General features: G+C 38.1%; 5 protein-coding genes and 1 pseudogene. 5 read left to right on the top strand and 1 reads right to left on the bottom strand.

What is annotated here, in order from left to right; translation table 11 throughout:
• Window positions 1-191: pseudogene (locus tag ACKPEB_RS16015) on the bottom strand (peptidase S41); the annotation flags it as partial.
• Between ACKPEB_RS16015 and ACKPEB_RS16010 the strand changes: the two are divergent.
• The 5 genes from ACKPEB_RS16010 to ACKPEB_RS15990 form a co-directional block, all read left to right on the top strand.
• Window positions 165-395: a hypothetical protein gene (locus tag ACKPEB_RS16010; RefSeq protein ID WP_408965936.1), complete on the top strand. Its 231-nt coding sequence runs from the start codon at window positions 165-167 to the stop codon at window positions 393-395. The pseudogene ACKPEB_RS16015 and the gene ACKPEB_RS16010 overlap by 27 nt on opposite strands.
• Before the next feature lie 77 nt (window positions 396-472).
• Complete coding sequence (locus tag ACKPEB_RS16005; RefSeq protein ID WP_408965935.1) at window positions 473-3,262, top strand: tetratricopeptide repeat protein; 2,790 nt, start codon at window positions 473-475, stop codon at window positions 3,260-3,262.
• 137 nt (window positions 3,263-3,399) lie between these two features.
• Window positions 3,400-5,949, top strand: a complete 2,550-nt coding sequence (locus ACKPEB_RS16000) for a tetratricopeptide repeat protein (RefSeq protein ID WP_408965934.1) — start codon at window positions 3,400-3,402, stop codon at window positions 5,947-5,949.
• An 89-nt stretch (window positions 5,950-6,038) separates the two neighbouring features.
• The gene (locus ACKPEB_RS15995) at window positions 6,039-8,063 is read left to right on the top strand and encodes a glycosyltransferase family 2 protein (RefSeq protein ID WP_408965933.1); all 2,025 of its coding nucleotides are present in this window, start codon (window positions 6,039-6,041) and stop codon (window positions 8,061-8,063) included.
• A 60-nt stretch (window positions 8,064-8,123) separates the two neighbouring features.
• Window positions 8,124-9,395, top strand: a 1,272-nt coding sequence (locus ACKPEB_RS15990; RefSeq protein ID WP_408965932.1) for a tetratricopeptide repeat protein, incomplete at its 3' end; no start/stop codon positions are given.

Genomic DNA, 9,395 nt, shown 5'->3' with positions numbered 1-9,395 from the left:
GATTCATTAATCGCTAAAGGGCGATTTCCTGAACCTGCAACCAAAATCGAAATCGCTTTAGTGTAAAGAGGATCTTGGGATGTACCGATTAACTTGGGATCAGTGGCTAATTGTTTTTTCTGATCTTCAGAAAGATCAACTTTAATATCTGGGGTGACACCTTTATGACTAATATCCGTTCCATTGCCCATTACTATACACCCAATGGAACGGATATTAGTCATAAAGGAGTCACCCCAGATATTAAAGTTGATCTCTCTGATGATCAGAAAAAACAATTAGCCACTGATCCTAAGTTAATCGGTACATCCCAAGATCCTCTTTACGCCAAAGCGATTTCGATTTTGGTTGCAGGTTCAGGAAATCGCCCTTTAGCGATTAATGAATCTAAATAGTAAGATAGATTGACTGTTGAGTGCTAACGGTTAGCACTTAACAGTCAACCGTCAACCGTCACCCGTTAACAGTTAGAGTGAATTCAAGCCTAGAAGCCTTAATTCAGTTAGCAGAAACCGATTTAGAGGCTGGAAACGTTCGCGAAGCTCATGCCACCCTTGCAAAAATTTTCGCTGTAGAGACGCGCCCTGACGAGTCTCTAACCTACAAGGCTCAAGCCTATAAAATTTTAGGGGATTTGTACGAGGTTCAAGGATTATTTTCAGAAGCGATTTCTGCTTACCATAAAGCTATTAAAGTCAACCCTAATTTTGTAGAAGCTTATGCTTATTTAGCACAGGTTTATCGAAATACAGGAAAATTTGATCAGGCTTTATTTTACTATAAAAAAGCCCTCAGTCTACGCCCGAATTGGGTCGAGTTATATTTTCAATTCGGTCAAGCTTATTCGTGGAGTGGGGATGTTCCAAAAGCGATTCGATGCTATCAAAAAACCTTAGAACAAAATCCTAATCATATTCATGCCTATTTTGCATTAGCAATGTCTTATGGGCTCTTTGGAGACACGGAACGAGCGATCGCCCTTTATCAAAATATAATTACATTAAAGCCTGATTTTGCCAACGCCTATAATAATTTAGGTTGTTTATTATTTGGAAAAAATGACTATGCAGGAGCTTTAAAAGCTTGGGAACAAGCTTTAAATTATAATCAAGATGAAGATTATCAATTTTCTATTTATAATAATATTGGTCAAGTGTTTGCAGCAAAAGGTAAAATTAGTGATGCTATTAAATATTATTATAAATCGATTGAATTAAAAGCTGATTTTTCTTTAGCTTATAGTAATTTAGGTAAGATTTGTCAACAACAAAACCAACACGAAACGGCAGTTTATTACTTTGAAAAAGTTATTGAATTAGAGCCGAATAATCAATTTGCTTATACAGATTGTGGAGCTTCTTTACTTCAGTTAGGTCGAATTGATGCAGCTTTGCAGCATTTTCAAACCGTGATGGGATTAGATCCTAAATTTGTAGTTAGCTATTGCCAAAGGGTGAAAGAACATTTAGATGATGATGAATTATCTTTAGCTCAAAAAGCTTGTGCTCATTTTTTAATCGCTTTACAACAGTGGGATAGATCAGAAAAAAATGCTACAACGATCTATGATTTTCTAGCTCAAACCTATGTAAACTTAGGAAATGCTTTAGTAACCTATGGCAAATTTGATCAAGCCGTCAGTTACTATCAAAAAGCCATACAAATTCAACCGCACTCGGTCGATCTTTATCTAAAATTAGGCAATTGTTTGTTAAAAAGTCAACAACTGAATGCAGCGATAACGACTTATCACATTGCTCGAATGTTACTGAATGGAGGTTCGCAGGTTTCCCCAATGCAGTTGTTAGAAGTAAATTTACAGTTAGGAAGAATTCTGGAAAAACAAGAAGATTGGACGGCGGCTGCGGACTACTACAGTCAGGTATTACAGATACAGCAGCAACCGAAATTTCAGTCTTTGATTGAGAACTCCCCTTCAACCTTAATATTACTTCAAGATTGGGCAAAAGCTCCATTTCAAGAAAATCAGATTCCCCAAGGAATTTGTGATTCAACTCTAACTTGGTTGAGAAATCACAACTTAGAGGATAGCCATTATTATTCCCTCTCAAAATTATCAAGATTTGAGGTAGAAAAGCATCAAGATTTACCATCTTGGGAACAACTTCCGGGTAAAATTCCGACTCAATGCGGCGGGTTAGATTGTGAACCTTGTCTTAAGCGTGTATTTCAGACATTTCAGCCCCGGAATTTGGGACATGGAATTCAAACCTATAACAGTTCGCCAACCGATGTTGGGTCAACGCCGTTGTTTGTGGCGACCATTCCCAATGGACGAGCTTGGATTGTTCCCCAAGAAAATTATTGGATGGTTTGTAAAGCGATCGCCATTATCACACCGGATAACCAACTTTTAGCCGATGTTTCACGGGAATATCCCGCCCCCCTTCCGGGTTGTCCAAGTTATCATCCCCAACAACATCAAGTGTTTCAAACGGAAAAATTACCTCTTCTTCAGCAGATTGAAGGACGGGTGGCGGTGTTGTCGGGGTTGTCAGGAAACGTTTATTTTCATTGGATGGTGGATGTTTTACCGCGACTGGAATTGTTGCGCCAAAGTGGGATTGATTTCGATCAAATTGATTGGTTTGTTGTTAATAGTCAACGCGCTTCCTTTCAACGGGAAACCTTAACTCATCTAGGAATTCCAGAATTTAAAATTTTAGAAAGTGATCAATTTCCCCATATTCAAGCCCAACAATTAATTGTTCCCTCCTTCCCAGGATATATGGGATGGTTGCAACCTTGGGCCATTGATACGTTACGCCGTTGGTTTCTTCCTCATCGCCGAGATCTGGCGGTAGATTATCCCGAACGAATTTATATTAGTCGGGGAGATGCTCGCTATCGTCGGGTTTTGAATGAGGACGAGGTGATAGAAATGCTACGTCCCTGGGGTTTTGTCATTGTACAATTAGAATCTCTGTCCTTTTCCGAACAAGTGGCTTTGTTTGCACAAGCGAAGGTAATTTTGGGGGCTCATGGTAGCGGTTTAACGAATATTGTCTTTTGTCAACCGGGAACCCAGGTGATTGAGTGGGTGTCTCCACACTATAATCGCCATTATTATTGGGTGATTAGTCAATATCTGGGATTAGAACACTATTCTGTAACGGGAGAGGGTTTTTCGTGTTATCCTCTACGGATGTTGATGTACCAAAATTCTTTGACGGAGGATATTTGGGTTAATCTCGTTTCCTTAAAACGATTATTAGAAATGCTCTTGGTTAAACGAAAATAGACCGACCCCATAGGATCGCAAGGATCTTGCCTATTAGACCGAAACCGTCAAGAATAAAAATTTGATATCTGAAAGCCAAAACCCGATAAAATAAGCTTTGGGAACAGCCCAATTGAGTGTCTGAACTGAAACCAACTATGTACAATCAAGAAATTCGCGCGCGCAGTGTACAGTTTCTCCATCAACAAGCGGAAATCTATTTGAATCAAGGACAATTTGAGGATGCGCTCAAAGCCTGTAATCAGTTGTTGCAAATTCAGTCTGACTATGCACCCGGTTGTAAATTGATGGCTGATATTTTACAACGCCAAGGAAAACTGCAAGAGGCGCAGCAATGGTATAGCCGGACGTTGCAAGTTCAACCCAATTGGGCAGAAGTTCATGCTAATGTAGGAAGTTTGTATGCGAGATCTCAGCAATGGCAACAGGCGATTGCTTGTTATGAGAAAGCCGTTACCCTGAAACCGAATTTTGCTGGAGCTTATCGAAATTTAGCGAAAGTTTGGACACAACTTAACCAACCTCAAAAATCAGCCCAAGCGTTATATCAAGCGTTCAAGTTAGAACCGAACCAGGTGACAGCAGAAGAACATTTAAACTTGGGTAATCAGTTGGCGGCACAGGGTGAAGTCCAAGCCGCAGAAGTTTGTTATCGCACCGCCATTCAACTGAATCCTAATTTAACAGATGCTCATCAAAGTTTGGGATCTCTTCTTAAGCAGCAGGGTAAATCCCAGGAAGCAACACAGGTTTATCGTCAAGCCATTGAGTTAAATACTCCTTTAAATCCTTCAGATACCTTAGCGGCAGCCACAGCCGTAGGGAACCCGAACCCTTCACCTCAAGACACCTTAGCAGGGGCGATGCAACAACAAAGCGTTAACAAGGGGACAACACCCTCAGTGAATCATCCGACGAATCCTCAAACGTATTTAAAACAAGCTCAAGCTTATTGTTCCTTGAAAGAATGGGATCAAGCGATCGCAGCTTGTCAAAAAGCGTTACGTTTGCAACCGGATTTAGCAGAAGCTTATAAAATTCAAGGGAATGCGCTACAAATTTTGGGCGAAATGTCGGCGGCGATTCGCTGTTATTCTAAGGCGTTAGAAATTCAGCCCCAATATCCTGAAGTTTATGCGAATTTAGGCAGTTTATATGCTCAAGAAGAACGGCTAGAAAAAGCGGCTTCTTATTATCAACAAGCGGTTAATTTAAAACCGGATTTTGCTGGCGTTTATCGAAATTATGCTAAGGTTTTAACCCAGCTAGGCGAGTTAGAAAAAGCTTCTCAGTGTTTAGAGAAAGCTTACAGTTTAGAACCCGAAAAAGCCACACCTGAAGAACATTGTAATTTAGGAAATACCCGATTTAAACAAGGTCGATGGGATGAAGCGATCGCCGCTTATCAACAAGCCTTAAAATTAAATCCTCAGTTAGCAGATGCCTATTACCCGTTAGGGCAATTATATACAACAAAAGGAGAGTTAGAAGCGGCGATTCATTCCTATCAAAAAGCAATAGAATTAGCCCCATCCCGATTAGAATTTTATTATGGATTTGCTGATTTCTTTAGCCGTCAACAACAGTGGGATAATGCCATCCGGGTTTATAACCAAATTTTAGAATTAGATGGAAATCAAGCGGTTGCCTATTATAAGGTTGGGGAAATTTTTAACAGTCAGTGGCGTTTGGAAGAAGCCGTTAACCTCTACCAAAAATCAATTGCTTTAAATCCTCAATTAGTTTCTTCCTATTATGGATTAGGCAAAGTTTTAGTTAAGCGAGAAAATTGGCAAGATGCGGTTAAAGTATTGCGTCAAGCGGTACAGATGAATGCCAATGGGGATGCAGAAGCTTATAAAAGTTTTGGGGATGCACTCGCCAAAATAGGGGAAGTAGAAGAGGCAATTAAAGCTTATCAAAAATCAGCAGAACTTGATAATAATAATGCTGAAGTTTATCAAAAATTAGGAGATTTGCTGCGAGATCAAGAACAACTAGAGGCTGCAATTAAAGCTTATCGTCGTTCGATTGAAATTAACCCCAATGTGTTTTGGACACAAAACAATTTAGCGGACATTTTCTTTAAACAGGAACGTTGGGAAGAAGCTATTTCTGCTTACCAAAATGCGATCACTTTAGATTCGAGTTATTCTTGGTCATATAACAGTTTAGCAGATGCCTTAGTTAAATTAGAACGCTGGGAAGAAGCAATTCCAGCTTATCAAAATGCCATTAAGAACAATCCGCAGTTCCCTTGGTCTTACTATAATTTAGGGGAAGTTTTAACTCAATTAGAAAATTGGGAAGAAGCGGTTGTTGCTTATCGTCGTGCGATGAAAGTTCAGTCTGATCCTTCGACAGAACTCAGGACAAGTTTACCCAATATTCAGGAAAAACTAGCTGATGCTTTAAGAAATCGAGCTAAATTGGATCTGGCAGAAGCTTTAGAACATTACCGATATGTGATTCAAGAACAACCGGATCATGTTTCCGCTTATCATAAAGCGATTGAGATTAAACCGGATGATCCTCAATTGTATATTCAGTTAGCGAATACTTTAGTCAATCATAATCATTTAGATGGAGCGATTGTATTCTATCAAATGGCATTGCAATTAGAACCAGAACATCCTGAAGTTTTGCAAAAATTAGAAGGAATTGCTGAAAAAAAAAAGCTAGGTTAACGGCTAACTTTACCCTGGCTCAAACTCAATCACAATATGATCAACTTTATCAGGCGTGGTTAAAATACAACACACCCACCCCTGAAAAGTTGAAAAGTTTAGCTGAAACGATTAACAATTTCAGCTATCAACCTGTCATTAGTATTATTATGCCTGTTTATAATACACCTGAAGTGTTTCTGCGAGAAGCCATTCAGTCGGTGTTAGATCAGGTTTATCCTGATTGGGAATTGTGTATTGCGGATGATGCTTCCACTGCTCCCCATATTCGAGGGATATTAGAAGAATATCAACGGAAAGATAGCCGCATTAAAGTTGTTTTCAGAACTCAAAATGGTCATATTTCTGCAACCTCTAATTCAGCATTAGAGTTAGCAACGGGAGAATTTATTGGATTATTAGATCATGATGATGTGTTAACTCCCGATGCGTTATATGAAGTGGTGAGTTTATTAAATCAGCATCCGGTTGCAGATATGATTTATTCGGATGAAGATAAACTCAATGAAAAGGGAGAATTAACGGGTCATTTCTTTAAACCGGATTGGTGCCCTGATTCATTTTTATCTCGGATGTATACCTGCCATTTTGGAGTTTATCGGCGGGAAATTATTAATCAAATTGGAGGATTTAGGGTTGGATATGAAGGCAGTCAAGATTATGATTTAGTCTTGCGATTTACGGAAAAAACAAATCAAATTTTTCATATTCCTAAAATTCTCTATCATTGGCGAATTCATAGCAGTTCGGCGGCGGGAGGAACTGAAGCAAAACCCTATGCTTATGAAGCAGCAAAACGAGCGTTACAAGATGCTATTGACCGCCGAGGAGAACTGGGAATTGTTAAAGATGTTCCCCTGTATTTAGGGCATTATCAAATTCGCTACAAGATTTTAAATTACAAAAAAGTTAGTATTATTATTCCCACCAAGGACTTAGGAGAAATCTTAAATCGCTGTTTAGAATCTATCTTTACCTTAACCATTTATCCCGATTATGAAGTGATTGTGATTGATAATGGCAGTAGAGAACCAGAAACCCAGGAAATTTTAGCAAAATGGCAAGAAAAAGAACCAAATCGGTTTAAATACTATGCTTTAGATATTCCCTTTAATTTTTCTAAAATTAATAACGATGCTGTAAATAAAGCCAGTGGAGATTATTTATTATTTTTAAATAACGATACTGAAGTCATTCATCCTGATTGGATTGATGCTATGGTAGAACAAGTGCAAAGACAATCTATTGGTGCGGTAGGCGCGTTATTGCGTTATCCTGATCAAGTTGTTCAACACGCTGGCGTTGTGGTGGGAATTGGTCATTTTGCTGCTCATAGTCACCGCATGGCATTGGAAACAGACCCCGGATATTATGGTCAAATTATTTCAATGAGTAATTATTCTGCGGTGACAGCCGCTTGTTTGATGTGTCGGCGAGAAGTATTTGAGCAAGTGGGAGGGTTTGATGAACAATTAGCAGTGGCTTATAATGATGTGGATTTCTGCTTAAAATTAGTTGAAGAAGGCTATCGCAATATTTATTTGCCTCACGTTGTTTTATATCATTATGAATCGAAAAGCCGAGGTTATGATACAACACCGGATAAGTTACAACGATTTATGCAGGAAGTGACCCTAATGCGCCAAAGATGGCAACGTTATGTTGATCACGATTCCTGTTATAATCCTAACTTAACGTTATCTGCATCCGATTATAGTTTAAGGCAATTTGCGGAGGTTAAAATTGATGATATTTCCATAGAATGCGATCATAATCTATTACAGGATTGTGCAATAGATAAACCTGAAATTAAGACTTATTACGGAATCAGCTACATTAATTTTAAAGGTTGGGTACTGGGGAAACACGAGAAAATAATTGCTGTTCAAGTTATTGGAAATCACGGTCAAGTGATGAAGGAAATTCCAGCTAATTTTTCCCGTCCTGATGTTGCTTTACGGTATCCTGAAAACCCTCATTCAGAGGTTTGTGGTTTTTGCGAAAGTCTGGAACTCACTAATTTATTCAACCAAACAGAATTATTATTCCAAGCTGTTCTAAAAGAGGGAACTTATGCTAAATTTGGAACAGTTCAACTCAAAATCAATCTTTAATCTAAGGGGTGTTTGATCCACACCTTAATCAATTGAAACCCATTCTTAAAATTATCAAAAATGCTATCTAAATCTACCCATCTCCAAACCGCAACAAATTTATTTGAAGAAGCCAACCAACTCAAACAAGCGGGGAAACTTCAAGAGGCAATTATTGTCTATCACCGCGCAGCGCAATTGAACTCGAATTTTCCTTGGGTTTATCATAATTTAGGCGAGGCGTTAGCAGAAAATAATCAATTATTAGAAGCAATGCAAGCCTTTAAACGAGCTATAGAATTAAATCCTAATTCTGCTTGGTCATACTATCAGTTAGCAAAAGTTTTCTTGAAGTTAGGCAATTTTCCTGAAACAATTGAGGCGTTAAAACGTGCGATTGAAATTAATCCTAATGTTACCGAATTTTATAATAGTTTAGGCAAAGCATTATTTAAAAAAGGAGAATTAGAAGAGGCAGTTACTTACTATCAAAAAGCTCTGGAACTCAATTCAGAAGATGCCATCGCTTATCAATTTTTAGGAGAAGCATTCGCTCAAAAAGGTCAACTAGATGAAGCAATCAATTTATCTCGGAAAGCAATTGAAATTAATCCAGATTTGGGAGAAGCATACTCAATATTAGGAACAGCGTTAGTGAAAAAAGAATTATTTCAAGACGCTTTAAATATTTTACTAGAAGCTATAGAATTTAATCCTAAAATTCCAGAAAATTATCAGGCTTTGGGAAATGTTTATGCTTATTTTAAACAGTGGGATAAAGCTATTAATGCTTATTATCAGGCAATTCAAATTAAACCCAATGCAGGAATCTTTCATCACAGTTTAGGAAAGGTTTTTGCAGAACTTAAGCAATGGGAAGATGCCGTTTATTCCTATTCCCAAGCAATAAAATTGAATCCTGAATCAGCAGAATGCCATCAGAATTTTGCAGGGGTTTTAGCTCAATTAGAACGATGGGATGCTGCGATTGCCTCTTATTCTAAAGCATTAGAATTAAATCCCGATTTAACAGATATTTACTCTTGTTTAGCTGAGGCATTAAAACAGCGAGGAACTCCCACAGATTTAGAGAAAGCCAGTCAATATTATCAAAAAGCCATTGAATTTAATGTCGATGATCTGGACGCTTATCAAACTTTATTAAAATCTCAACCTAATAATTTAGAATTATCTTGGAAATATGCCAATTTGTTATGGAGTAAAAATCAGCGTGAACAAGCTTTAATTTATTATAAAAAAGTCAAAGAAGCTAACCCCCAAGATTTTGAAATATTAGTAAAATTAGGGGAAGCGTTTGTCAGAATGAGTGAGTTTGAAGAAGCGATCGCAACT

Origin of the sequence: Planktothrix sp., from assembly GCF_046067725.1 — a bacterium.
Lineage (GTDB): Bacteria > Cyanobacteriota > Cyanobacteriia > Cyanobacteriales > Microcoleaceae > Planktothrix.
This window is presented reverse-complemented; position numbering and strand designations above follow the sequence as displayed.

Bases quoted from the DNA above. Each gene is read 5' to 3' on its own strand.
- ACKPEB_RS16010 (WP_408965936.1), top strand. From the start codon at position 165: ATGACTAATATCCGTTCCATTGCCCATTACTATACACCCAATGGAACG.
- ACKPEB_RS16000 (WP_408965934.1), top strand. From the start codon at position 3,400: ATGTACAATCAAGAAATTCGCGCGCGCAGTGTACAGTTTCTCCATCAA.